The organism is Halopenitus sp. H-Gu1 (genome assembly GCF_041821145.1).
Lineage (GTDB): Archaea > Halobacteriota > Halobacteria > Halobacteriales > Haloferacaceae > Halopenitus.
Genome location: NZ_JBGUBC010000004.1, coordinates 112,598 through 137,315, shown reverse-complemented (window position 1 = coordinate 137,315; position 24,718 = coordinate 112,598). Strand labels below are relative to the sequence as shown.

Genomic DNA, 24,718 nt, shown 5'->3' with positions numbered 1-24,718 from the left:
CGTAATGTACATCGGCGCCGACGAGGCTGGAAAGGGGCCCGTTCTCGGGCCGATGATCGCCGCCGCCGTCCGTGCCGATCCGGACCGATTACCCGATGGAATCGACGACTCAAAGCGGCTCACGGCCGACCGCCGCGAGGAACTCGCCGCACGTCTTCGTTCGGATTCCGCGATAGCCGTCGGCCTCGGCGCGGTCGAGCCGGCCGAGATAGACGATCCGACGACCGACATGAACACGCTCACCGTCGCCGTGCAGGCGCGGGCTATCGCGGACGTTCTCGCATCGGTCGACCGTTCCGAGCGGGAGAACGAGCCGATCCGGCTAGTCGTCGATGCGGGTGACGTCTCCGAGGAACGGTTCGCCCGGCGACTCGAGGGGGCGGTCGAGGAACGTCTCCACGAGGAACCGGGCGGAGAGCATCTCCACGAGGGTTCCGGATCGAGCGATCCGATTCCGGCGATCGAGATCCGCGCCCGTCACGGTGCCGACGAGGACGACCCGGTCGTTGGAAGCGCCTCGATCCTCGCAAAGGTCGAACGCGATCGACGGGTGGCGGCGATCGACGCGGCACATCCCGATCGCGGGACGGTCGGCAGCGGCTACCCGAGCGATCCCGATACGCGCGCGTTCCTCGAAACGTACGTCGCCGAGACGGGAGACGTTCCCGCATGTGCACGCCGTACGTGGGCGACCTGTAAACGAGTCCTTGCGGAGCGTGAACAATCGGGACTGAGCGAGTTTTCGGGCTAAGACGAACGACCACCAGACGCGAACGGACGGACGAATCGTTAACTCGTCACCACACCCGATCCAGGACCGTCGCCGTCACCGCTCGGTCAGAAGCGACCGGAGGATGTCGCCGTAGGCCGGCCGGGTGATCAACACGCCGATGAGCACGCCGAGGATGGTGAAGATGGCGAATCCGGACAGATCGCCGAGACTCAACACCATAAGCGGCGACATCGCGATGATCGTCGTCGCCGCGGCGGCGCCGATCACCCAGAAGGCCCGTCGGAACCGCGAGTTGAAGACCTTCTTCGAGTGGACCTCGCCCTCGCTCATCACCTCGTCGGCGATGATGACGAGGTCGTCGACGCCCGTCCCGACCACGGCGATGAACCCGGCGATCACGGCCAGATCGAGTGGATATGCGACGAGCGCGGCGAACCCGAGGAGCGCATAGACCTCCGAGAGTGCCGTCACCGTCATCGGCAGCGCGACTTTCGGTTCGCGATAACGCAAAAAGACCATCCCGGCGACGGCGAACACGGAGAGAACGCCCGTAATGAGCGAGTAGAACTTGAACTGCTCACCCTGAGTCGGCGAGATGTACGAGGAGGAGCCATCGCCAAGCTCGGCCGGGAGCGCACCGGCACGCAGGTTGATCGATATCTGCTGGGCGCGCTCGAAGGAGCCCTCTCCGGCGCCGGTCGTCAGGCGGAATCCGGGGTCATTCACCCAGGTGCCCGAAACCATCGGGTTGAGTAGACTGCCATCCATTCCAAAGGAGTTGACGACCTCGTCGTCGACGACGAGCAGGAGACGCGGCTCCTCGCTTTGGGTGTAATCGTCCGCGCACTTGTCGCGTTCGGCCGGTGATTCCGCACATGTCCACCCGTCGGTGTTCGGATTTCCGGCGGCCTGATTGGCCTCTCGAACGCTCCGCTGGAGGCGTTCGGCGGGCGACTCCTCGCCCTCCGGTGCGTCGTCGACCACGGAGACCGGAACGTAGGACCCGCCCCGGTCGCTGCGGGTTGCGGTGCCGATGTTCTCGAAGTCCTCCTGGGTCAACACGCCCCGCTCGACCGTTCCGCCCGAATCGTTCGGCACGAAGATGTCGATCCGGACGGTGCCCCGCTCCGCCAGCAGACTCTTGACGTCCTCGATGTCCTCACCGGGGACCTCGACCAGCACGTACGATCGACCGGAGGCGTCGACGATCTCCCGGACACTGCCGCCCGAGAGCCCTGCCTCGTTGATCTTCCCCTCGATGACGTTGATCGTGGCCTCGCGAGTCTCGTCGGTGACGCCCGGCCGGATCCCGTCGTGGGTGTACCCGGCGGCCGAAAGTGCCGACTCAAACTGCGCCTCGCTCACGTCGGGGTCGGTGACTTCCACCTGACCGCTTCCGCCCTCCTCCTGGGTCCGGAGTTCGGCGTTGACGTCACTGCTCGTCGTTTCGGGAAGTTCGTCCGCGACCTCGCTGGCGACCGTCGCCGGCGCCGCTCCGTCGAAGGGAACCTCCATCGCGGTGTAGCCGACGAGTGGCGCACGGATCCGGGTTCCACCGTCGAGATCGAGACCGAACTGGAGGTTCGTCAACCCCCCGGCGGCCTCCTCGCCGTCGGCGACCCCCTCCGCGCCGGCGTCGGGGGCGAACTGCGGGGCGAACAGGACGACCGTCGACGCGAGGAGGACGACGACGAGCAGTCCCACTCGCCAGTGTTTCTTCACGGCGTCGATCATCGATCCGTCACCCCCTCGAATTTGTACCATCGAAGCAGCGAGACGTTGAGCAGATACGTGTTCATCAGGTCGGCACACAGCCCGACCGCGAGGATGATCCCGATGTCACGAAGCAGGTCGATCCCGAAGATCGCCGCGACGATGCTCATCACGATCATCGCGGCGATGGAGGTGATCGTCATCGTGACACCGGTGCGCATCGCCCGCTGGACGGATTCGTAGAACCCACCCGTTCTGCGCAACACGGAGTTGTTCAACAGGATGTCGGAGTCGACGGAGTACCCGATGATCATCAAAAGCGCCGCCACGGTTCCAAGCGTCATCTCGATCCCGAGAAGGTTCATGACGGCCACGGGGATCACGATGTCCGAGAAGGCCGAGACGACGACGGCGATGGAGGGGATGAACGTGCGGAACATCGCGAAGACGAGGACGCTCATGCCGAGGAACGCGACGAGGACTGCCCCGAGTGCCTGGGTTTGGACGCCGCTCCCGAAGCTCGCCGAGACGATGTCCTGGCCCTCGACCGTGAAGCCGGCCGCGCGCGCCTCCTCGGCGATCGATCCGAAGTCGCTACCCTCCTCAGGGTCCTCGGGAAGGGCGTCCGGTCGGAACGTCACGACGTAGGTCTCATCGCCGGGGACGTACTGGATCGAGGAGGGCTCAATCGAGAAGGCATCCTCGAGTCGGGCGTCAGCCGCGTCGCTGCCGACATCGTCCGCCGACAGCCGTAACTCCGCACCGCCGGTGAATTCGACCCCGAGATCCGCGGGGGCGCCCGTCGTGAGGTACCACCCGCCGAGTATCAAAAGTGCCAGCGCCAGGATCGCAAGTGGAACCGCGATCAGCTGGCGGTTGGTGTAATCGGTGTAGTCGACCTCCGGTACCTCGATCGCTACCATATGTCTGCGGGGTCCGGCTGCATGCCGAATAAGCCTTCTTATCGACGTCCTCGCGGGACCAATATGTCGACGATCCGATCGCGTCGAAACCGGTCCGATTCACGCGGGCCGGAACCGGTTAGATCAGCGACGCTCGGGGACCGCGATCGTCTCGTGATGCCATCCCGTCGCGCCGCTCGGCCGAGGACTCGACTCCTCGTCGGTCTGGACGGTTCCGTCCTTCCGGATCGCTCGTGTGACGACCTGAAATTCGCCTCGATTCGGGGCCTCGAACTCGTGACGCCACCGACGCCACGCGTGGGCGTCGAGTTGCGGTTCCAACTCGGCCTCGCTCCACGTCTCGCCCCCATCGACGCTGACCTCGACGGTAGCGATCTCCTCGACACCGGTCTCGAGGCCACCGAATGCGACGCCGCCGACGATCACGGTATCCCCCTCACGTGTCGCGCCGCGAACGTAGGAGGTGGTGTTGACGATCGCCTCCTCGTCCCAGTTTCGAGCCTCCCAGTAGGCCTCGTGGTCCGCGGGGGCGATCTCGATGCGATCGATCCACTTGGTCATCTTCATCCCGTATCGTCCCGGGACGATCAACCGGGCCGGGAAGCCGTGTTCAGTCGCGAGGGTTCGATCACCCATCCCGTAGGCGATCATCACGTCCTCACGCTCGATGCGCTCGATCGGGATCGCCTCGCTGTATCCGTCCGCAGCGTGGGTCACGACGTCGACGGCCTCCGCGGTCGGTTCGGCTGCTGCTACGAGTTCCGAAAGCGGGACTCCAGTCCAGTGTCCCGTTCCGATCAGATCGCCACCGACCGGATTCGAGATACACACGAGCGTTACGGTTCGATCGACGGCGGCGTCGTGTTCGAGCAACTCGTCGTAACTCAACGAGTACGACCGCTCGACGGCGCCCACGATATCGAGCGCCCACGTCTCCGGATCGATCGTGGGCGGATCGACGTTGATGTCGATGACGTAGTGGTCCGCTGGCGAGGTGACGGCCGCCGGCATCCCGTCGAAGTCGAACGCCGGGTCACCCGCCGGCAGCGAGGTCGGCCGCGCCAGGGGTTCTCGAACTCGTTCGCTTTCCGACCCGCCGGTGAATCGGTCTGACCCACCGGCGAGCCGAGCAAAGAGCCATCGAAGACCGGCGACCGAGGCCGTTCCGAGGACTCCCACGGACCCGAGCCGGCGGAGGAATCGGCGGCGATCGGACGAGTTGGGCACTCTCCGGAACGCGAGAGCAACCAGAGACGGCAACGCGATCGTCACCGCAACCGCGGGGAAGAAGCCCACCGAGACGCCCGTGCCGACCGCAAGAAAGAAGACGGCTGTCACGCCCGCGCCGATGGTGACCGCGGCGGACGTGCCGAACGGTAGATGCGGCCAGACGAGGCGTGCGATCGCACTCGCGAGCAGGAGCGCAACGAGCACTCCGCCAACCAATACCGGCTTGGCACCAAATCCGAGGAGACTCACTGCGAGGGTCGAAAGCCACCCTGGCGATCGGATGATGATCCCCTCCGCGACGGCGACTGGAACGAACTGGCCGACCAGCGGCTCGACAGCGAAGAGTCCCGCAATCCACGCTGCACCGACCGCAAGACCCCTGGAGGCACGTTGACGGCCGGACGGTTCCGAACGTTTGGAGCCGCTTCCGTTCACGATCGGGGCGCTCTTCGATTCGGACCGGTCAGCTTCTGCACTCGGACCGGTCATATCGATCCGATCGAACTCCAGCAGGATAACGGTGTTCCACGGTACCAGATCAACTGGTCGACCGATAGGGATCCTGTCGCCGCCATCGGATTCGATCGGTATTCGATCGGAGACGACGGCGGATCGCGACGGAATCCTTATGCCGCACGATCACCTACCAACAGTCGGACAGAGGGAGCTCGACCCCCGTGCCACGGGCGGTTTCACCGTCCACGGTATGAGGAAAGTCCCCCCACCGGCCGGACGGGCGACCGGGTGTAAGCCCGGAGCCGGAGACGGCTGGCTCTGGAACAGAAACGCGACCCCCTGCCCCGACCGATGAGGCGTGCGAACCGACCCGTAAGGGAAGGGAGCTAACCCGCCGAGGGAAATACGGTACCCGTGCCGCAGCCGACCCGAACGGCCTCGCCGTGAGGGACGTGTGGTGCGACGTGCTGCAGACGGGCAGGAAGGGATGGAACGGCGAATCCTCGCCGGTGCAAGTCCGTACCGTTAGGTAGTCCGGCCACGGTGCGGACGCTCAGCCGAATGTCGAGTCGAACAGAAGGGGGCTTACTCCCCTCAGTCCGTTTACAACGACCAGCGGCGGCTCCGGATCGACGCTTCGGTCCTCCGAGATTCTCGTCTCGAACTGCGATCGGTGGCTTGGACTATTCCACCGCGATCGGTGGGCTCCAGCTCTTCAGTCACGTCTCCCCCGAACGGACGCGCTTATACGCGCCCATGCGCAATGTGACGTATGATATTCGAGGACCTCCCGACGACTCCGCGCGCGGAGGAACTCATCGACAAGGCGTTCTCGCGGGCCGCCCGTTCCGGACGTGCGAAGTCGGGACATGAGGCCCAGGAGTCGATGCTCCGAACGGCAGGGAACATACTCTCCGATAACCTCTCGAACGTGGTCACCTCCTGGCCGGATTTCGAGTACGACGTCGATCCGTTCTACTACGAACTCGCCGACGCGATCGTTGACGTCGACGCGCTTCGGCAGTCGCTTTCGGAAGTGATGTGGGCAAGCCGCCAGATCGAATCGCTTCGCGACGAATACACCACGAAGCTGCGGAAAAGCGACGTCGACGGAGCACGGAAACACCGAAAGCAGGCGTTCGCACGGATGGCCGACGTCGTGGAGGAAGTGTCGGACGATCTCCGGATGATCGGCGACGCGCGCGACGACCTGAAGACCCTCCCCGACATCCGGCTCGACGAACCCGCGATCGTCGTCGCCGGCTATCCGAACGTCGGCAAGTCCTCGTTCGTCAACCGCGTCACTCGCGCTTCAAACGAGATCGCCGAATACCCGTTCACCACGCGCGGCGTGCAGATCGGCCACTTCGAGCGCGATCACATCCGCTATCAGATCGTCGATACACCCGGGCTACTCGACCGCCCGCTTGCAGAGCGCAACGACATCGAATTGCAGGCCGTCTCCGCGCTCAAACATCTCGCCGACTGCGTGCTGTTCATCGTTGACGCCTCCGGCGACTGCGGGTACCCGGTCGACGTCCAACTCGAGCTTCGCGAGGAGCTCCGGTCGCTATTCGACGATGAGGTGCCACTCATCACCGTCTGCAACAAAGCGGATCGTTCGAGAGACGTCGAGGCCGACGCGTACATGAGCATCACCGAGGATGAGAACGTCGAGACGGTTCTCGACATGACCGTCGAGGCGGTCGGCTACGAACCGAAGTTGCCCTCTCGGGAGTGAGCGGTCGGCATCGAGCGTCGACGGCGCCTAACGGATCGAGGACGGACGTGGATCAACAACAGAAGATGAACGGATAAACGAGGGCGACCCGATCGCCGTCTTCCAGTTCCGTATCGAAGCCGCGCTGATTCTCGTTGAACCGCCCGTTGACCAGCACGCGGGCGTACGCGACCGTCTGCTCGCCGACCGGGTTCTTTCGCCACGTTCCCGGAAGCTCATCGGGAGCGGGCGCCCACCCGTGGGCGGTCGACTCCGCCTCGGATTCCGCGATGAGCAACTCCTGGAGCTCGGGATACTCCGAGAACAGCGCATCGAGGAACTCGCGTAGTGTGTTGCCTTCGAAGCGATAGGTGAACTCCGATCGACCGAGCTCGGTCCGAACGTGGCCGGTACATCGAACCGTCACCGTCGTCTCAACGGCCTGCTCCTCGGTTCGATCGTCCGGGCGTGTCCGCTCGTCGCTCGTTGCGTGCATACGCAATTATCGGATCGCCATCCGGTTACTCCCAGTGGCGAACATGTTCGTGGCCAGCGGACGTCACGGCGGACCGGGTGACCACCGAAACGATCCGGATCAGGCGCCGGATTCGGCTTCGAAGACGATGTGGACGTCAACGTTGACGGTTACCTCGCCGCTTTCGATCCTGGTTGGGGCGCCGCCGTCTCCGGGCTCCTCGGCGACCGCGGCGTCAGCCCGGGCCGTATACGGCGAGACGCGGTGGTCCGTCGTCGAGATCGTGTACACGTCGACGATCTCCAAGCCGGTGCTGTTCGCGAGAGTTCGCGCGTTCGCGTCGGCATTCTCGACGGCGTTTTCGAAGGCGGTCGTTCGAAGCTCGGATTCTCGCTCGTCGCTCAATCCGAACTGGATGCGTTGAACGCGGTCGGCACCGGCGTCGATCGAGACGTCGATGACCTCGCCGACGGCGTCCACGTCGTGAATCTCGAGTTCGTACTGGTGGATGCCCACGTATTGGGTCGAGCCGTCCGAATCATCCTCCGGTCGGGGGCGTTCCTGGCGGACGTCATACCTCGTCGTCCGGATCTGGTCGTCCTCGAGGCCCCACTCCGCGAGGGCGGCTCGAAGCGCCTCGTCATCGTTCGCGATCTCCTCGCGAACGGCTTGCGGCGAGTCACCGCGTGCCTCGACTGCGACGGTGATGGTGGCACGATCCGGCTCTGCGGTCGCCTCGCCGCTCGCGGTCACTTCGACGGTTCGTTCCGGTTCGGCCTCGTCCGGTGCGTCCGCGCTGCCGACGATCCCCGCACAGCCGGCAAGCAGCACCACCACGACGATCGCCAGCGCGCCGATGAGTCGTCTGTCCATAACGGTCCTTTGGCGGGGAGGCGTCTTAAGCCAGCGATGGCACAAACAGCCGTTTGTCTCACCCGGAGCGCTCGATTTCGAGGATGCGAACCTCCACGTCGACCGGTCCGTCGACGATCGGCTCGATCCGTGAATCAAGCCGGTCCGCGAGACCGGAGACGGTCGATCCTGGCTCCGAACCGACGGTGATCACCACGCGTTCGGTTTCTAATGGAGGGAGTCGACCTGTCCGATGGATCTCGAGATCGAGCAGTTCGAGTTGGGCCTCCGCGAGTTCGAGTTCCGACTCGACCGCGTTTCGAACGTCCTGTTCGGTCGTTGTCGCAACGTAGGTGTCGTAGGTGACTCCGCCGAGGAACACCGAGAGGAGCGCTATCGCGGCAAGCAGGAGCGTCACTCGTGTGAAAAGGGCCGACCGTGCCTCGGCCTCGCGAAACCACGAATCCGGTCGATATCCCGAATACCACAATACGACGAGCGCGGCCAGGTTGATCGACAGCACGTTGAGGGCCACGAGCACGCCGGAGCCGAGCGCCAGTCGAGGGATCCCGAAGGCGATCCCGATCCCAACGGCGGCTGCCGGCGGAATCAACGCCACCGCGATCATGACGCCGACGAGCGCGGAGGAGATCCCGGTCATCAACGAGACGATTCCGGCGACGCCTGCTCCGAGCGCGACTGCGAGCGCGAGGACGTTCGGCGCAAGTCGCTCGGAGACCTCCGCAAGCGCAAGCGGATCCATTCCGGGAGGAACGAGGTTGAGCGTCCGCAACGCCGCGGCGAAGACGGCCGACGAACCGATCGCGAGAGTGATCCCGAGCACCTGCATTCGGACTCCTTGAGCGAACAGCTCCTCGTCGTCGACAACGGTTCCGACGGCGGCGGACATCGCCGGACCGATGAGCGGCGCGATCACCATCGATCCGACGACCGTCGCCGGCGAATCGAGGAGCAAGCCGGCAGTCGCGATGACGGCGGATATCACCGTCATGAGGACGTACGTCTGGACCCCCGAGACCAGATCCTTTGCTTTGGTCTGCAGTTCCTCCTTGGCGATCCGATCCTCGTTGTGGTCGGATTCCTCGGCGTACTCCTCCTCCAACCGCTCGAAGCGACGCGAGATGACCGTCTCCGCCTCGACGATCACCGTGTAGCTCTCCTCATCGATCCCCGCCTCACGGAGCCGATCGAGGACGGGCTCTACGGCCGCCGTCGGTAGCGGGAAGAAGACGACTCCCGTGTACTTGCGCCCACTCGTCTCGTCGGTCACGACGTAGTCGATATCCTTCTCGTCGAGAGCATCGACGACAGCCCCTCGCTTACCCGGCGGGATAATGACCTGTACGAGTCGCACGGTTTCGGGTGGGGGCGGGAAGGGATAAAAACTCGGGGACGATTCACGTGAAAATCCGGAGGGTATTCACGTGGAAACTCGAGGATGAGTCACGTGAGATCGGTCGAATGCCGGAACGGCGCCACGAACCTCACCGATCGTCCGTTCGCCGCGCATCCGGTTGCCGAGTGTACGTTCGAAGCGAGTCGATCCGGTCCGATCCCAGCGAGAAGACGTCGACGAAGGCAAACAGTACGTTCCCATCCGCATCGAGGAGGGACCCGCGGACCGCGCGGTCATCCCCATTCGCATAGACCGCGTCGATGACGTGTTCAGTGTCCGTGCGGGGCCGCTTTTCGCGCATGAACGCGAGGAACCGGTCGCGTCCGGTGAGCGTTCGATCCGGACGATCGTGGACGAACTCCGGGTCCAGAAGTTCCGAGAGCCCCTCGTAGTCGCCGTCGTCGATCGTCGCGTAGTAGCTGTGAACGAGCCGTTCGAGGTCCTGCACGCCCGGATCGTCTGCCGTCCCCGATCGATTCTGGCCGTCCATATCGAACGATGACGCTCCGGAGGGAAACGTTTCCGGATGTCGAGACAACGTCCGTTCGTCGATCCCTGCCGTTTTTACTCGATGGCGCCGAACTCCGGACAGTGAGCGATCCCGTCCCCATCGGCTGTGACGCCCTCGATGACCTGCTCGGCGGCGGGTTCGACCGCGGCGTCGTCACGCAGGTGTACGGCCCGCCCGCGGCCGGAAAGACGAACCTCGCGCTCTCGGCGGCGGTGGAGGTGGCCCGCGACGGCGGAACCGTCCTCTATATCGACACCGAGGGACTGTCCATCGAGCGCTTTCGACAGATCGCCTCCGCGCGAACCGACGGCGACGTGGAGACCGTCGCCTCGCGACTGATCATCACGGAGGCGTACGACTTCGATGATCAAGCGGAGGCGGTCCGCGACGCCGCGGAGTTCGCCGAGGAGGCCGACCTGATCGTGCTTGATTCTGCAACCGGTTTCTACCGGATCGAACGTGCCGCAGATGTCGAAGGGGGCGAAACGCTCAGAAAGGTCGCGGATCAGATCACGCACCTCCTCTCGCTGGCGCGGCGACACGATCTCGCGGTCGTCGCCACCAACCAGGTATTCACCGATCCCGAAAGCGACAGAACGCGCCCGCTCGGCGGAAATACGCTCGAACACTGGACCGGCGTGATCGTCCGCCTCGACCGATTCCGCGGCGGCAATCGCCGGGCAACCCTCGAAAAGCACCGATCGCGGGCGGCCGGCGATCAGGCGACCTTTCGAATCACCGGATCGGGGATCGAGGAGACCGACGGTGCCTCCGGGCTGGACGCGCCGTGAAGTCGTCCGCGGTCGACCGTAACCACGGCTGGTGAGGAGATCGGCCCGCAGTTGCCCTCACAGTTCGCCGAGCTTACGAAGGAGCTGTCCGCGGTGTTTCTCGTCGGCGTTGACGCCCTTTACCTCGAGGACGTTCCGTTCGAGCTTGTCAAGCGCCACGTGGAAGGCGTGTTCTGCGCCGTAGCCCTCGCCGGTTCCCATCACCTGTCCTTTGTTCGTGCGAAGCCGGATCTGACACTGGAGGAGCGGCGTCCCGCGGAGTTTCTCCTTGTGTGCCTGCAGGCGAACGTGGGCGTGAAAGACCTGCATCCGACCGTACTTGTCCGTGACCTCCTGGATCGATTCGACCACGTGTCCCCTGGAGATCGTATCGAGCAGCTCGATGTTCGTGATCTGGACGTCCATCGACTCCTCCTCGGTGAACGTCAGCGATCGCAGGATGTCGGTCTTCGTGATGATTCCCTCGACGACGGTCTCGCCGTCGGCGGGGGTGACGACGAGGCCGGCGACGCCGTTCTCGAACATCCGTTCGAGGGCCGCCTTCGTCGTCTCGTCGGGATGGGCGGTGATCGGCGGGCTCGACATCAGGTCGTAGACCGGGAGATCGAGCATTCGGTCGATGTCGCCGGCCCGATCGCCGCTGCCCTGTCGATCCTGATCGCGCACGACGAAGTTGACGATGTCGTTGGTCGTGACGATCCCGGTGAGCGTTCCCTTTTCGTTGCACACCGGCAGCCGCGAGATCCCGTGTTTCCGGAGCTGATTTATGCCCCGTCCCACGTGCTCCTTCTCGCCGATCGTGACCACGTCAGTCGTATACACCTGGTCGACGGTGTTCGCATCCAGGCTCTCGACGACCGTCTCGAGGATCGCGTCCTCCGTGATGATCCCGTAGAGCTTCTCGCCGTCGTAGACCGGGGCGATCTTCACGTTACCCTCGATAAGCAGCCGCGCGGCTTCCCGGATGTCCTCGCGGCGATCGATCTCCGGTGCGGACTTCATTACCGCCGAGACTTTCGTATCGTCGCCCACTCGCGATCGGATCAGCTGTTTTTCACCCACGACGCCCGCGTAGTCCCCATCCTCCGTGATGATGATTCCCTTCAGATTTCGCTGGTCGAAGAGTGATCGGACCTTTGCGAGACGCTCGTCGACGTCGACCTCGACGTATTCCGGCACTGCGATGCCATCGATGTTCATGGACCAACTCGAAAGTACATTCGGATGGGTATTGAATGTACGGACATCGGACGTCGTGGTCGAACGGACTTCGGACGCAGGCACGGGGGCAGCCATGGTCGGACGGACATCGAACGCAGGCACGGGGTCAGCCAAGGTTATATGTCTCTATCGCTAACTTCACGTCAATGGACTCCGCGGTGTTGCTCGATCTCCTCGGCAACGAGAACCGACGGCGCATCCTCCGCTTGCTCTCGCATAAGTCCTGTTACGTGACGGAGATCTCCGAGTACCTTGGCGTCAGCCCGAAGGCGGTCATCGACCATCTCCGAAAGCTGGAGGAGGCCGGGCTCATCGAGTCGACGACCAACGGAACGCGCCGCAAGTACTTTCGCATCTCCCGGAGCCTGCGCCTCGAAGTGAACGTCTCACCATACGGATTCGGCGCAAAGAGCGCGTATCCCGCGAATCCTGGACTGGACATGACCGGTTGCTGCCCGCACCTCTCGATCGAAGTCGAGGAGGGCAACGATCCGGACGAACTGGCGGAGATGGCTGCCGAGTTCGGTCGACTCCAGGAACTCGATCGTGAGCTGTCGCTTGCACAGCGGTGGGTCCACGGCCGGATGGAGAACGTCCTCTCGCGGATCGACGAACGGTTCGGACCGGAGGCCGACAGTCGCTTTTACGCGGAGGTCCTCGCGGCCGTCGTCGAGACCGACGGATCACTCGAGGCCGTCGCTTCCGAGGTACAGACAGCCACCGACGTCGTCGAACAGGCGCTCTCGCGGCTCCAGGATGCCGGCTTTCTCAGTCACGAGGACGGCCAATTCTCGATTCGATGATCGGCCGCCGATTCACGACCGATCAGTGACCGCCGTCAGCGGTCGATATCGCGAGTCAGTCCGGCCCGGAGGTCCCGCCCGAAGTAGTACCCGACGAGCGCGAGAACGATCCCGATAGCGGCGCCAAAGCCCGCCACGCCCATCCCGTACTCGCGGAGGAATCGAACGCCGACGGGGAGGATGCCGACCGAAACGAGCCCCGCAAGCGCGCTCACCGTCCCGACTCCCGCGCCAGCGAGTCCGGTTTCGACGTACCGCCGATCGGCACCGATCGAACCGAGGAGGAAAGTCACAACGACGACCCCGATCGCATTGCCGAGCGCCCCTCCGACCAGCGGAACGATCCCGAGGAGGGATCCACCGAGGAATCCGCCCACCGCGATCGCGACGAGAGCGATCCCGAACGCCCGCAGGGAAAATGCCCGCCCGTCGATCCCGACGATCGGACGGCTGTCGGAGCCCGACGTCCCGGACGATCCGCCCGACTGCCCGGCATCGGAGGGCGCATCCACGTCGATGGAGGTATCCATGTCCCAAACACCGATCCGGCGAGGCTTGGGTCTTGTGCCGACATGAACGCGAACGGGTGGATCCGCGGTCGGAATCACCATTAGGGGCCGTCATATATGTCCGGGCGATGGATCCACGAGACTGGCGGACGTATCTCGTCACCCAACAGCATCTCTCGGCGGGTCGCGAGACGGAGACGGTCGTCGAAGCGGCGCTCGCCGGCGGCGTCGACGCCGTCCAACTTCGCGAGAAGGACCGAAGCGCACGTGATCGCTATCGATTGGGCCAACGGCTCCGCGAACTCACCGATGCGGCGGACGCGGCGTTGATCGTCAACGATCGGATCGATCTGGCGGCAGCCATTTCGGCCGATGGAGTCCACCTCGGGCAGTCGGACCTCCCGATCGAGGTCGCTCGCGAGCAACTCGGCGAGGAGACGATCGTCGGTTGTTCGACCTCGACGGTCCGGGAAGCCGAGATCGCCGAGGCGGCCGGTGCCGACTACCTCGGCGTGGGGGCCGTCTACGGAACCTCCTCGAAGGAGGTCGACGGAGCCAAAGACGGCATCGGCCCGGGCCGGATCCGAGAGATCGCCGAAGCGGTCGAGATTCCGATCGTGGGGATCGGCGGGATCAACGCCGACAACGCCGCGGCCGTGATCGAGGCCGGCGCGACCGGCGTCGCGGTCATCTCCGCGATCACGGCCGCTGACGATCCCGAGGCCGCTGCGCAGAATCTACGGGAGGTCGTGGTCGATGCCGAGTGACGTTCCGCTCGCACCCGACGGAATCACCGGTGACGTGCTCTCGGATACCCTCGCAGCGATCGCGAAGGCGGGACCGCTCGTTCAACATCTCACCAACGAGGTGACGATGAGCGAGACCGCGAACATCACGCTCCACTGGAACGGATTGCCGGTGATGGCCGACGCGCCTGCGGAGGCCGGTGAGATGGCCGCCGGCGCCGACGCCGTCCTGTGTAACACGGGACGGATGACCGACCAAGATGTCGAGGCGATGATCGACGCCGGAACGAGCGCCAACGGGACCGCGAGTCCGGTCGTGCTTGATCCGGTCGGCTACGGGGCGACGTCGTTTCGCGTCTCGGCCGTCGATCGGATCCTCGAGGCCGTCGACGTGGCCATTATCAAGGGCAACCGCGGCGAGATCGCCGGCCTCGCGGGTGAGACCGCGACCGTCCGCGGGGTCGAATCGGTCGGCGAACACGGCTCGATCGTCCCCGCCGCGAGAGCGCTCGCGGACGAAACCGGCGCGGTCGTCGTCGCCTCCGGCGAGACCGATGTCGTCGCAACCGCCGAAAGCGCCTACGAACTCGCCGTCGGACACGAGCGGATGGGGTCGTTCGTCGGAACGGGTTGCATGCTCGGGAGCACGCTCGCGATCTTCGGATCGACCGTCGAGGACGCTGACGCTCCGGCGACGACCATGATCGACGCCGCGCTTCTCGCGACGATCGCCTACGGGCTTGCGGGCGAACACGCAGGCGACACCGAGGAAGTGGCTGGTCCGGCCAGCTACCGGACCGCGTTCATGGACGCCGTCGCCGCCTTGGCACGCGATCGCCCGACGCTTCCGATCGCCGACCGAATTCGGATCGTCGATCAGGGATGATTCAGTGACGGCGATCCGCACAGCGTGAGGAGCGACACTCACGCCGCAAGCCGGAGGGTCGTCTCGGCGAAGGCCCGCGCGCCGGCCACGCAGTCGTCCCACGGTGTGAATTCCGCCTCGTTGTGGGTGATCCCGTCGGCGCTCGGCACGAAGAGCATGGCGGCGTCGGTAACGTCGTTCAGGTATTTCGCGTCGTGTCCGGCCCCCGACACCATCCGCTCCGCACGTACGCCGACCGCCTCCGCCGCGGCCGCGGCCGTTTCACACACGGTCGGCGAGAAGTCGGTGTGGGGAATTCGCCAAAGTTCCTCGACGGTCGCGTCGGCACCGATCCGTTCGCTGGCGGTCTCGACTTCGGCGATCGCGCGTTCGACGGCCGTATCGACGATCGCGTCGTCGTAGCTCCGCACGTCGATCGTGAACTCGACGCGGCTCGGAATGACGTTGACGGAGTTCGGCTCGACGTTGAGACGACCGACGGTTGCGACTGCATCCGCCGAGAGGTGGCTCGGAAGCGCCTCGATTTCATCGATCGCGGAGGCGGCCGCCGCAAGCGCGTCGGTCCGTGCGTGCATCGGCGTCGGTCCCGCGTGGTCGGCGTGACCCTCGATCGTCGCCTCGAGCCAGGCGATCCCGAAGATGCCCTCGACGATCCCGACCGCGTTGCCATGGGTCTCGAGGATCGGCCCCTGTTCGACGTGAAGCTCTACAAACGCGTGTAGCGGACGCGGCTCACATGGAGTTTCGCCACGATAGCCGATCCGTTCGAGTTCGTCGACGAACCGATTCCCCTCCTCGTCGCGCAGATCGTATGCGGCCTCCAGGTCCACGTTCCCGGTGAATACGCCGCTTCCGAGCATCGGGTTCTCGAAGCGCGATCCTTCCTCGTTGGTCCAGTTCACGATCTCGACCGGCCGCGTCGTTTCGATCCCGGAATCGTCCATCGCGCGGAGGGTTTCAAGCGCCACAAGGACGCCGAGTTGGCCGTCGTACCGTCCGCCGTACGGCTGGGAGTCGAGATGTGATCCGATCAACACGGGATCAGCGTCCGGATCGGACCCCTCACGACGCCCGAAGACGTTGCCCATCTCGTCGATCGTGACGGCGAGATCGAGCGCCTCAAGATCGGCGACGAACTGGTCTCGGACGGTCGCGTCGGCGTCCGAAAGCGCCAGACGGTGGAGTCCATCGTTCTCCGTTGCTCCGATCGCGAAGTACGTCTCGAAGCTCCGCCGGAACCGTTCCGCGTCGATCGCGAGTTCGGGATCGCTCATCGGTCCGACCACGGCCGTTCGTGGGTTAACGATGACGATGGAGAGAATCACCCGTCCTGATCGGCGGTCGCGGATGGCCGTGGTGGATTGGTAGCGTCGAATAGCCGTGGTGGATGGCGGCGTCGAATGGCTGTGGTGGATGGCGGCGTCGAATGGCTGTGGTGGATGGCGGCGTCGAATGGCTGTGGTGGATGGCGGCGTCGAATGGCTGTGGTGGATGGCGGTCGCGGTCCGCGGTCGATAGCTAATTAACCACGGCGTATGATGTATCGGTCATCATCGCATGACACGATCAGGTGCGGACTACTTCGTGGAGGCGTTACAGGAATACGGCGTCGAGTACCTCTTCGGGAATCCGGGAACGACCGAGGTTCCGATCGTCGACGCGATCGAGCAAAGCGACCTCGAGTACGTCCTCGGCGTCCACGAGGACATCGCGGTCGGAATGGCCTCCGGGTACGCCTGTACGCGCCGGGAACACGGCGACGAGACGCCGGTCGGAGTAGTCAACCTCCATATCGCGCCGGGGATGGCACACGGCCTCGGAAACCTCTACGGGGCAGCACGGGCGAACGCGCCTCTACTCGTCACCACCGGTGCCCACAAAACCGGCGTCCAACACCAGGAACCGATCCTCCACGGGGACGTCATCGAGATGACCCGCCAATACACGAAATGGAGCGCCGAGGTGAAGGACTCGACGGCCATCCCCGGCATGCTCCGGCGGGCGTTTAAGCTCGCAACGACGCCGCCGATGGGTCCCGTCTTTCTCTCGTTCCCGGCCGATGTCCAGTTGGGTGAGGTCTCGGAACCGGTCCAACCCTACACGCCGACGCCCTCGATGGGTCCCGGCCGATCGGACGACGTGGAGCGGGCCGCCGAGATCATCGCCGGAGGGGAGGAGGCCACGATCATCGCCGGCGCCCAGATCGCCTGGGACGGCGAGGACGCCATCGACGAAACGGTCCGGCTCGCCGAGGCCGCTGGCGCGCGCGTGCACGGCGAAGTCCTCCAGTCGGCGATCGCCTACCCGACGGATCACGACCAGTGGATCTCCGCGGCCGGCAAGAGCGCCGACGCGCTCCGGGAGATCCACGACACCGACACGCTCCTGCTTTTGGGGTGTTCCCATCACACGCCCACGCTCGGTCACACGGAGCCGATCACGCCGCCGGAGACCGACGTCGTCGCCGTCGGAACGAATCCGTGGGAGATCGGGAAGAACGAACCGGTCGACGTGAGCCTGCTCGGTGATGTCTCGGAGACGGTCGCAGCCCTTGCGGACGCGGTCGAAGAGCGGATCCCGGAAGCAGAACGCACTCGGCGCCTGGAGACGGTACGGCAGTATAAGTCATCCCGGACGGCCGAGGAGGACGACGCCGGCGAGGACGACCGGATCGATCGATTCCTCTCGAAAGACGAGCTTGCCGACGCGATCGCCGAGGTCGCCCCCGAGGCCTACCTCGTCGACGAGAGCGTCACCACTCGGGGATCCCTGTATACGCAGATCGATCTCGGACCGAGACAGCTCCACGGCAACAAATCCGGCGGACTCGGATACGGCCTTCCGGCCGCAGTGGGCGCCGCCATCGCCGAGAACGACCGCGAGGATCCCCGTCACGTGATCGGAACGCTCGGCGATGGATCCTATCTCTATTATCCCCATACGATCTATTCGGCGGCCCGATACGGCGTGGATCTCACCGTCTTGATCTCGAATAACTACAACTATCGCATCCTCAAGGACAACGCGGCGCGACTCCTCGGAGAGGAGGCCGAGAACCCGGAGTTTTCGATGATGGATTTCGATCCAAGCGTCGACTTCGTGAAGAACGCCGAGAGTCACGGCGCCGATGCTGCATCCGTGGAAACCTACGAGGAGCTGACGGCCGAACTGAAGTCGGCGATCGACGAGGACGGACCGAACGTGATCGACGTCGCCGTACGGGACTGAATCCATCGAGGCGCCGACGACCGTACCGAACGGACTGCCGACGTCGTGGGACCGAGCACGTCCTGAAGACGCCCGAGAGCACGCCCTGGAGATGCCTGAACGGCCGCAGGATCAACTATATCCCCGTGCATGTCCGTGTGTGTGATAATGGACGTTCGCGAGGCCGATCGAGCACAGTCGGTGCAGGTCGGCGTCATCTTTCTGTTCGGATTCCTCATCGTCGGCCTCTCGCTGTATCAGGTCACGGTCGTCCCCGAACAGAACCAGCAGGTGGAGTTCAACGCCTACCAGCAGGCGGCCGAAGATCTCACCGACGTGCGAAACGACGTCCTCACCGCGGCCGGCCGTGACACGACGATCGGGACGACGGTCAAGACCGGCGTCGAGTATCCGAGTCGGGCGATATTCGTCAATCCCGGTCCGCCACCCAACCGACTCGCCACGACCGGGGAACGGAACGTGACGCTCGAGAACGTCGAGGCGGTCGACAGCGAGGCGGAGAACACTCGGACGTTCCTCGAGAGTAACGTCAGCGGCCGGAGTTACGCGACCCGTGACGTCGTGTTCACGCCCAACTACGACCGGTTTACCGGCCAGCCGATGGTCGTCACCGGTCACCAGTCCTACCGAGTTGCCGGCGATCGACCGATCCCGATGACGGGGCAAACCGTCCTCCAGGAGGATCGGATCCGGCTGATCCGCATCGATGGCGATCTGGAGGCCGGCGGATCGAGCGTCGGCGTGACGACCGAACCGGTGAGCCCGGCGACGCGAACGGTCGTCGTGCAGGGGAAAAACGACGAGGACATCACGCTCCGGTTTGAGCCACCGAGCGGCATTTCCGCGAGTGGATGGAACGAGACGACAGGACAGGAACTCCGCACCGCGAATCCACAGCGCGTCGAGCGGGTGGTTGAAGCGCCGGACGGCTCACATGTCGAGGTGATCTTGAACGGATCGATGACGTATCGACTCCAACTGGCGACCGTCGAGGTTCGAGATCGAGAGACGCAACGAGCGAGTGAGGATCCGGTGGCTCGGTACCTCATCACGATCCAGCCGTCCACACAAACGGTTCGAACGGGAGAGACGACGGAGATCGTCGTCGAGGTTCGAGACCGGTTCAACAATCCGGTGTCCGGCGAGACCGTAACCGTCGACGGGAGCCCGCGAGGGGCCCTCGATTCCACCTCGGAACGAACGGACGGCGATGGGACTGTACGGTTCGAATATACCGCACCGGAGAACACCGGTGCTGATTCCGTGGATCTCTCGATCAATGACGGCAGCGAGTCCTACGAGCGCGTCGCCATCGGATTCGACGTCGTCTCACAAGCGGCCGGTGCACCCGGGAGTGAGCCGCCGATCGTCGACATCACGTCGCCCTCCGAGGGTGAGTCCATCGAGGACGACTTCGATCTCAACGCGACCATCACCAGTATCGATCAAAGCGGCACCCCGATCCTCGCTGCGAACTGGAGCCGTCAGTCACCCGTGAACACCGATCCGGAACCGTTTGACAGCATCTCGGCGGATGGCCCCGATGGCTGTTCGTACTGCGTGATCGATGGGACCCAGCCGATAGACATCTCCGGATGGACGTCCGGAGAACACACTCTCCGTGTCACCGGACGGGACGCCAGCGGTCAGGTCGGAAATGACACCGTTACCATCGACGTCGCGGAACCCGACCTCACGTTCACCGATCTCCGAGACAGCGGGGACCGACTCGTCTTCGGAATAGCTAACGAGGCTGGACAAGAGGTTACGATCGAGGAAGTCGGCGTCGATGCGACGGCGATCGATACCGAGATCTACGTGGATCACGATAATAATGACAGGGAGGTCCAAATCACAGGGACGTCAGTTCAGGACGGCCATATCGATACTCGAGGGGAGAAGACGTTCTCGGCCGATGGCACTCTCTACGACCTCGAGAACGGTGGAAACAACGGTCAGTACGCAACCCTCGGTCCGGACGATTCCGACGTGGAGATCGATATTCGATACTTCAGTCAGGACTTGGGGTCGCTCGAATACACGACTGACGAAGCAAACGCGGACGTGTCCGTCATTCTGCGCCTCTCGGACGGTTCTGAGTACACGTTCCACTTCAGACAAAGCAACTAACCCAAGCGTGGAACGCAAGCGATCCGGAGGTAGCTTCTCGATCGGGGTCCGGCCTCAATCCTCCTCGACGACTTCCGGGTCCTGAATGGCCGACTGCAGGGAGTCGAGCCCGTTGACCCACTCGGAGACGAGACCGTACTCGATGTCCTCAACGAGGGCGATGTCGAGGCGATCGCCATCGATCACGCGCGTACCGGCCTGGACGACGTAGCCGAGCGCGGCGTCGAGGTCCTCCTCGGCCTCGGCGTCGGCGGCCGCGCGGACGTATTCATCGAGGTCGCCTTCGACTGCACCGCCGACCACGTACTCCTCGGCAGCGTAGAAGACGGGGACGAGGGAGGTCTGGACGCCGTCTATCAGCATCTCCTCCTCCTCGTCCTCCAGATCGACCTCGGCGAGCACGATCTCGCGGACGGTCTCGATCTCCTCGAGGGCCCGATCCTCGTCGATCCGACCGTCGTCGTACGCCGAGAGGATCTTTGCGACCGCGATCGCCGCGTCGTCCTGGAGGTTCAACAGGAGTCGTGCGGACTCCTCGTTTTCGGGATCGAGATCCTCCTCCTCGACTCGGGAGATCCAGTTTTGCCATCGTTCTTCGGTGTAGAAGGTTTCTACGGCGTCATCGGCGTCCTCGGTCATGTCAAAACTGTCTCGTGGGGCACTCAAATGCCTTTCCTATCCGCCACCCTCGCGGGAGGGACTCGCATGCCGTGGACACGGACCGGGGATTCCACGGCTGGATCGCGCCCCCGGCTTCAAGTGGATCCGTGACTTTCGACCGGCATGGCGCTGTACGACGCGATCGCCGATCTGCCAGTGTCCATCGAATCGGAGAGCCGGAGCCGACACCGCGGCGAGACCACGAGCGACTTCGAGCGTGTCACCACCGAGATCGCCCTCTCCGGGAAGGACGCCGTCGGGCGCGGCGAGGACGTCACCTACGACGAGGTCGATCACCAGGCGTTCGCGGACGCCCCCAGCCCCGATCTCACCGGCGACTGGACGATCGACTCCTTCTCGACACATCTCGCGGAGATCGACCTCTTCGCCGGCGATCCTCCGGAACGGGAGTCCTCGCGGGCGCATCGCCAGTGGGCCTACGAGAGCGCGGCACTCGATCTCGCGTGCCGGCAGGCGGGTACGGATCTCGCGAGCGTCCTCGAACGTGAGACCGATCCGGTTCGGTTCGTCGTCTCGACACGGCTCGGCGATCCGCCGAGTGCGGACCGGATCGAACGGTTGCTGTCCGCGGATCCGGGCGTCGAGTTCAAACTCGATCCGACGCCGACGTGGACGACGGACCTCGTCTCGGCGCTTGCGGACACGACGGCCGTTCGCATACTCGACCTGAAGGGGTGGTACGAGGGGACTGACGTCGACGTCCCGGCCGATCCCGAGCTGTACGAACTCGTGCGTGACGCCTTTCCTGACGTGATCATCGAGGATCCGGCCTTCACCGACGAGACCCGGGAGTTGCTCGTCGCCGAGGCCGATCGGATCGCCTTCGATTATCCGGTGACCGACCTCGAGAGCCTTCGATCGCTGCCCGTCGATCCGGGATGGTGTAACGTCAAACCCTCGCGGTTCGGCTCGTTGCGGTCGCTTCTGGAGACGATCGAGTACTGTCTGGAGAACGACATCCGGCTGTACGGCGGCGGACAGTTCGAGCTCGGCGTCGGTCGCGAGCAGATCCAGCTTCTCGCGTCGCTTCTGTACCCCGAGGGGCCGAACGATGTCGCGCCGCGCGCGTTCAACGATCCGACTGCCTCGCCGCCGTATCCCGAAAGCCCGCTTTCGATCGACGACGTGGTCGGGTTCCGGATCGATCACGAGTCGTGAGTGGCGGTCGATTCGATGCCGAGAGGTGCAGATTCAAGACGCACGGGACGAAAGCCGATCCGACGTGAGCCATTCGATGATCCGTCGCGCATGGTCGGACCCGTATCGCCGGCGCTGGGTGCTATGGAGCATCCTCGCCGTCTCCTTTCTGCTCGTCAACATCTACCGGCTCTCGACGGCCGTACTCGCCGGCGAGTTGATGGACGCGCTGGGAACGACCGGCACCCAACTCGGGACGCTTCACGCGATGTTCTTTCTCATCTACGCGCTGTTACAGATCCCGACGGGCGTCCTCGTCGATCGAGTCGGTCCACGATTGACCGCCGCCGGCGGAGGCGTCGTGATGAACGTCGGCGCGATCTGGTTCGCGCTCGCTGACACCTACGTCGCCGCGCTCGGGGGACGGTTCCTCATCGGTCTCGGCGGGAGCGTGCTTTTCGTCTCCCTTCTCGGCTTTTGTGCCAACTGGTATCGCATCGACGAGTTCGGAACCATGAACGGCCTCTCCTTCGGGGTGAGCGGTGTCGGCGGCATCCTCGCGACCACGCCGCTCGCCGTCGCGGTCTCCGTGGCCGGATGGCGAACCGTGATCGCCGGACTCGCGGGGTTCGGGCTGTTCGTTTCGGTGCTCACCGTCCTCCTCGTGCGTGACTCGGCCGAGCGCGCGGGACTGTCACCGATCGAGGGCACCCCCAAGCAGTCCCAGCCTGCGATCGGGGAGATCCGAACGTTTCTGAGCCGTATCCTCGCGGATCCCTGGACGTGGATCGTCGCGATACTGCTCTACTGTGTCGGCGGGATCAACTTGACGCTACTCGGTCTGTGGGGGATCCCATACGTCGTCCAGGTCTACGACGTGACGGTGACGACCGCCTCGACGATCACGCTCCTTGGCGGGATCGGTACGGTCATCGGTCCCCCGGCGTTCGGCTGGATTACCGATCGGATCGGCAGACGCTCGGAGTTCATTCTCGCGGCGACCGTCCTGTATACGGTCGCGGTAGGCACGATCGCCGTTATCGGCGATCCGCCGTTCCTCGTCGTCGGCGCGGCGTTCTTCCTGGTCGGGGCCCTCTTTGGCGCCGTCGTGTTGACCTATCCGATGGTTCGAGCGCGGTTCGACGATCGCGCAAGCGGGATCGCATTGGGGACGATAAACGGAGCCGCCTTCTTCGGAGCGGCCTCGTTTCCGACGCTCATGGGCTGGGTGCTCGACGTCTACTGGACCGGCGAACTGCTCGATGGGGTCAGAGTGTACACCGAAACCGGCTATCGCGTCGCGTTCGCGATCGGGACGCTTGCGGGCGTGATCGCCTTCGTCTGTGCGATCTGGATACACCGCCAGGAGCGGTGAGTCGTCCGACACCAGGAGCGGTGAGTCGAGTCGACCGCGACTCGACGGGGACTCGCGGCTCCGAGTCGCTCACCGCGCAAGCGGCATGTTGTAGGAGGTCTCCTCGGCCATCACGTGGTCCCAGGTTCGCTCACACGCACACGACACCTGCTCGAAGACGCTCGGGTCCTGTCGCAGGTCGAAGTCCTTGATCGCCGTTTGAACGCGCTCGTCACACTCCCCGCAGTTGTGCGCGCCGCGATCGGATCCGTGACCGACCGGGTCGGAGACGACGATCGCGTCGACGTCAGCGGTCTCCTCGAGGACGTGTGCGACGCTCCAGAGCCACGGCGGACGGTAGCCTCCCTCGAAGAACAGCTCATCAACCATCGTGTACCGCTGGACGTTACACGGGTTCATCGAGACAGTGTGACACGCGTCAACGTCCCCACAGCGGCGAATCGAGGAGATCATGTCCGCCACCGCCTCCGGCTCGGCGAGGAATGGGGGCTTCAAGAGGAGATACGCCTTCACGCCCGCGCCGACGGAGGCGGCCTCCGCGCAGGCATCCTCGAAGTCCGTGAACTCGAAGTACTTGTTCACGCAGTCCTGGCGGACTCGATCGGTGGCCGTCTCCAGACCGATCGCGACGTCCGTCTTCAGGCCGACATCGGTAAAATCGCGTACGGCGTCGGCCGTCACGAAGTCGGGAAGCGACTCGACGACGATCCGGTCGCGATCCGCGAACGTCTCGGCGATCGCTGCGCGCGTCTCGGCGGGGACCTCGCGCTCGTCGAGGAACGATCCGGAGGTGTATATCTTGACGAGTCCGGAGGGCTCCGACGCGTTAGAACGTTCGTGAGCCAGACAGGCGTCGATCTGGTCCATCAGCGCCTCGTGAGGGACGCTGCCTCCCTCGACGGATTCAGCGACGTAGCCGCACATCGTACAGCCGCCAGCGCGGGCCCACCGGCACCCGCCGGTGTTGAGGATGATTGTAAGCGACTGGCGGACGCCGTCGGGGGTGTTGTCCTCGTCGATCCACACCCGAGTCGGCTCGTGAGGATCATAGGTCTCATCGCGCTCGGCGCGGATGTCGCGCATCACCGCGTTGTGCGCGTCCATTCCGCGCCCCTGCTCGTAGGCGTCGGGGCTCGGCGTGCTCATTACGTGTCGTTCCGGGACGACCGCGTAAATCCGCT

23 protein-coding genes and 1 other RNA gene are annotated in these 24,718 nt (G+C 64.5%); 12 read left to right on the top strand and 12 right to left on the bottom strand.

Features of this window, described 5'->3' with window-relative positions; all coding sequences use genetic code 11:
* Positions 1–4: 4 nt before the first annotated feature.
* Positions 5–751 carry a ribonuclease HII gene (gene rnhB, locus ACERIT_RS04810; RefSeq protein WP_373673694.1) on the top strand — a complete coding sequence of 249 codons (747 nt, stop codon included), beginning with the start codon at positions 5–7 and terminating at the stop codon, positions 749–751.
* Positions 752–826: 75 nt separating this feature from the next.
* Here rnhB and ACERIT_RS04805 read toward each other — a convergent pair whose 3' ends face one another.
* The 3 genes from ACERIT_RS04805 to ACERIT_RS04795 all read right to left on the bottom strand — a co-directional run bounded on the left by ACERIT_RS04805 (position 827) and on the right by ACERIT_RS04795 (position 5,088).
* The gene (locus ACERIT_RS04805; protein WP_373673693.1) at positions 827–2,467 is read right to left on the bottom strand and encodes a preprotein translocase subunit SecD; all 1,641 of its coding nucleotides are present in this window, start codon (positions 2,465–2,467) and stop codon (positions 827–829) included.
* Entirely contained in the window at positions 2,464–3,369 is a 906-nt protein-coding gene (gene secF, locus ACERIT_RS04800; RefSeq protein WP_373673692.1) for a protein translocase subunit SecF, read from the bottom strand. Before secF ends, ACERIT_RS04805 begins: the two co-directional genes overlap by 4 nt.
* Before the next feature lie 123 nt (positions 3,370–3,492).
* Positions 3,493–5,088 (bottom strand): molybdopterin-dependent oxidoreductase, encoded by a 1,596-nt coding sequence (locus ACERIT_RS04795; protein ID WP_373673690.1) that lies wholly within the window; start codon positions 5,086–5,088, stop codon positions 3,493–3,495.
* A gap of 167 nt (positions 5,089–5,255) precedes the next feature.
* Here ACERIT_RS04795 and rnpB point away from each other — a divergent pair.
* Together rnpB and ACERIT_RS04785 are read left to right on the top strand one after the other, a co-directional pair.
* Positions 5,256–5,655: RNase P RNA component (gene rnpB / locus ACERIT_RS04790), an RNA gene on the top strand.
* A gap of 172 nt (positions 5,656–5,827) precedes the next feature.
* Entirely contained in the window at positions 5,828–6,796 is a 969-nt protein-coding gene (locus tag ACERIT_RS04785; protein ID WP_373673689.1) for an NOG1 family protein, read from the top strand.
* Positions 6,797–6,848: 52 nt separating this feature from the next.
* On the opposite strand, the gene ACERIT_RS04780 is transcribed toward ACERIT_RS04785, so the two are convergent.
* The 4 genes from ACERIT_RS04780 to ACERIT_RS04765 form a co-directional block, all read right to left on the bottom strand.
* A complete protein-coding gene (locus ACERIT_RS04780; RefSeq protein ID WP_373673688.1) occupies positions 6,849–7,271 on the bottom strand; it encodes a MoaD/ThiS family protein in 423 nt (140 codons plus the stop codon).
* Positions 7,272–7,370: 99 nt separating this feature from the next.
* Entirely contained in the window at positions 7,371–8,123 is a 753-nt protein-coding gene (locus ACERIT_RS04775; RefSeq protein WP_373673687.1) for an SIMPL domain-containing protein, read from the bottom strand.
* 58 nt (positions 8,124–8,181) lie between these two features.
* A complete protein-coding gene (locus tag ACERIT_RS04770) occupies positions 8,182–9,477 on the bottom strand; it encodes a TIGR00341 family protein (protein ID WP_373673686.1) in 1,296 nt (431 codons plus the stop codon).
* A gap of 130 nt (positions 9,478–9,607) precedes the next feature.
* Positions 9,608–10,009 (bottom strand): nuclear transport factor 2 family protein, encoded by a 402-nt coding sequence (locus ACERIT_RS04765; protein ID WP_373673685.1) that lies wholly within the window; start codon positions 10,007–10,009, stop codon positions 9,608–9,610.
* Between the two features lie 101 nt (positions 10,010–10,110).
* Here ACERIT_RS04765 and radB point away from each other — a divergent pair, with 101 nt between their 5' ends.
* Positions 10,111–10,821 (top strand): DNA repair and recombination protein RadB, encoded by a 711-nt coding sequence (radB, locus tag ACERIT_RS04760; RefSeq protein WP_373673684.1) that lies wholly within the window; start codon positions 10,111–10,113, stop codon positions 10,819–10,821.
* Between the two features lie 57 nt (positions 10,822–10,878).
* Here radB and ACERIT_RS04755 read toward each other — a convergent pair whose 3' ends face one another.
* On the bottom strand, positions 10,879–12,021 hold the full coding sequence (locus ACERIT_RS04755) for a CBS domain-containing protein (protein WP_373673683.1): 1,143 nt from the start codon (positions 12,019–12,021) through the stop codon (positions 10,879–10,881).
* A 167-nt stretch (positions 12,022–12,188) separates the two neighbouring features.
* On the opposite strand from ACERIT_RS04755, the gene ACERIT_RS04750 reads away from it, so the two are divergent.
* Positions 12,189–12,845, top strand: coding sequence for an ArsR/SmtB family transcription factor (locus ACERIT_RS04750; RefSeq protein WP_373673682.1), 657 nt, complete (start codon positions 12,189–12,191; stop codon positions 12,843–12,845).
* A 35-nt stretch (positions 12,846–12,880) separates the two neighbouring features.
* Here ACERIT_RS04750 and ACERIT_RS04745 read toward each other — a convergent pair whose 3' ends face one another.
* Positions 12,881–13,375, bottom strand: a complete 495-nt coding sequence (locus ACERIT_RS04745) for a hypothetical protein (RefSeq protein WP_373673681.1) — start codon at positions 13,373–13,375, stop codon at positions 12,881–12,883.
* A 107-nt stretch (positions 13,376–13,482) separates the two neighbouring features.
* Between ACERIT_RS04745 and thiE the strand changes: the two genes are divergently transcribed.
* A complete protein-coding gene (gene thiE / locus ACERIT_RS04740) occupies positions 13,483–14,121 on the top strand; it encodes a thiamine phosphate synthase (protein ID WP_373673680.1) in 639 nt (212 codons plus the stop codon).
* A complete protein-coding gene (gene thiM / locus ACERIT_RS04735; RefSeq protein ID WP_373673679.1) occupies positions 14,111–14,986 on the top strand; it encodes a hydroxyethylthiazole kinase in 876 nt (291 codons plus the stop codon). The genes thiE and thiM overlap by 11 nt, the downstream gene beginning before the upstream one ends.
* Positions 14,987–15,024: 38 nt before the next feature.
* Here thiM and ACERIT_RS04730 read toward each other — a convergent pair whose 3' ends face one another.
* A complete protein-coding gene (locus tag ACERIT_RS04730; RefSeq protein ID WP_373673678.1) occupies positions 15,025–16,260 on the bottom strand; it encodes a Zn-dependent hydrolase in 1,236 nt (411 codons plus the stop codon).
* A 106-nt stretch (positions 16,261–16,366) separates the two neighbouring features.
* Between ACERIT_RS04730 and ACERIT_RS04725 the strand changes: the two genes are divergently transcribed.
* The 3 genes from ACERIT_RS04725 (at position 16,367) to ACERIT_RS04715 (ending at position 20,344) form a co-directional block, all read left to right on the top strand.
* Complete coding sequence (locus ACERIT_RS04725) at positions 16,367–16,504, top strand: hypothetical protein (protein ID WP_373673677.1); 138 nt, start codon at positions 16,367–16,369, stop codon at positions 16,502–16,504.
* A 39-nt stretch (positions 16,505–16,543) separates the two neighbouring features.
* Positions 16,544–18,214: a thiamine pyrophosphate-binding protein gene (locus tag ACERIT_RS04720; RefSeq protein WP_373673676.1), complete on the top strand. Its 1,671-nt coding sequence runs from the start codon at positions 16,544–16,546 to the stop codon at positions 18,212–18,214.
* A 147-nt stretch (positions 18,215–18,361) separates the two neighbouring features.
* Positions 18,362–20,344, top strand: coding sequence for an Ig-like domain-containing protein (locus ACERIT_RS04715; RefSeq protein WP_373673675.1), 1,983 nt, complete (start codon positions 18,362–18,364; stop codon positions 20,342–20,344).
* 54 nt (positions 20,345–20,398) lie between these two features.
* Here ACERIT_RS04715 and ACERIT_RS04710 read toward each other — a convergent pair whose 3' ends face one another.
* Positions 20,399–20,983, bottom strand: coding sequence for a DUF2150 family protein (locus ACERIT_RS04710; protein WP_373673674.1), 585 nt, complete (start codon positions 20,981–20,983; stop codon positions 20,399–20,401).
* 144 nt (positions 20,984–21,127) lie between these two features.
* On the opposite strand from ACERIT_RS04710, the gene ACERIT_RS04705 reads away from it, so the two are divergent.
* Both ACERIT_RS04705 and ACERIT_RS04700 read left to right on the top strand, forming a co-directional pair.
* Entirely contained in the window at positions 21,128–22,183 is a 1,056-nt protein-coding gene (locus tag ACERIT_RS04705; RefSeq protein ID WP_373673673.1) for a hypothetical protein, read from the top strand.
* Between the two features lie 76 nt (positions 22,184–22,259).
* Positions 22,260–23,537 carry an MFS transporter gene (locus ACERIT_RS04700; RefSeq protein WP_373673672.1) on the top strand — a complete coding sequence of 426 codons (1,278 nt, stop codon included), beginning with the start codon at positions 22,260–22,262 and terminating at the stop codon, positions 23,535–23,537.
* Positions 23,538–23,606: 69 nt separating this feature from the next.
* Here the strand turns inward: ACERIT_RS04700 and ACERIT_RS04695 are convergent, their stop codons facing one another.
* Positions 23,607–24,683 (bottom strand): archaeosine biosynthesis radical SAM protein RaSEA, encoded by a 1,077-nt coding sequence (locus ACERIT_RS04695; RefSeq protein WP_373673671.1) that lies wholly within the window; start codon positions 24,681–24,683, stop codon positions 23,607–23,609.
* Positions 24,684–24,718 lie beyond the last annotated feature (35 nt).